This window comes from Synechococcus sp. BA-120 BA3, assembly GCF_034931285.1.
Taxonomy (GTDB): Bacteria; Cyanobacteriota; Cyanobacteriia; order PCC-6307; family Cyanobiaceae; genus Cyanobium.
In genome coordinates this window covers 1-766 of the sequence record NZ_JAYGHZ010000501.1, presented here as the reverse complement: position 1 = coordinate 766, position 766 = coordinate 1, and the positions used below count along the sequence as shown (strand labels likewise).

At 74.7% G+C, this 766-nt stretch carries 1 protein-coding gene; it reads right to left on the bottom strand.

What is annotated here, in order from left to right; genetic code table 11:
• Positions 1–651: radical SAM protein (locus tag VB737_RS17160; RefSeq protein WP_500314757.1), on the bottom strand; the 651-nt coding region annotated here is incomplete at its 3' end.
• Positions 652–766 lie beyond the last annotated feature (115 nt).

Sequence of the window (766 nt, the reverse complement as noted above, 5' to 3'; positions counted from 1 at the left end):
GCCGTTGCGGTTGCCCACGTCCATGAACTCGATCAGGCGCAGCTCCAGCCCCTGCTCCCGGGCCAGGGCCGCCAGCGGCAGCAGCTGGTCGGCGTTGCCGGAGCGGGTGATCACCGCGTTCAGCTTCAGGGCACCGCGGGCCGGATCGAAGCCCGCCTCCCGGGCGTGCCGGATCGCCGCCAGCACCTTCGCCAGCACAGCCTCGCCAGCGGCCGCGCCCCCCAGGCCGGCCATGCGGGCCACGCTGGCTCCATCGGTGCCATCGAGGCTGAGGGTGATCCGGTCGAGCCCCGCCGTCTTCAGCTGCCGGGCCCGTTCGGCGCTCAGCAGAACCCCGTTGCTGGTGAGGGCGATCTCCCTCAGGGCGCCGCGGGGATCGCCGGGGTCCCGCCGCCGCAGCGGCTGCAGGGCCGCGATCAGCTCCTCCAGCCGCCGGTGCAGCAGGGGCTCGCCGCCGGTGAGACGCAGGGTGTGCACCCCCAGGCCCACGGTCGCCTCCACCAAGGCCACCCGCTCCGCCAGGGTCAGCAGGTCGGGCGGGTCCTCGAGATCCGGGCAGCAGTAGGGACAGGCCAGGTTGCAGCGGGCCGTCAGCGACAGCCGCAGCACCCCCAGGGGCCGGCCATGCAGATCCAGGGGGCGCTCCACCATGGCAGGCAAGCTAGGGCCACAGGCCGTTGGCGTCGCCGGGGGTGTTGGCGTTGCGCAGGCCGCCAGGCGGCAGGGCCACCGGTACCACCGCCTCGCCCGCCAGCCAGTCCTGCAG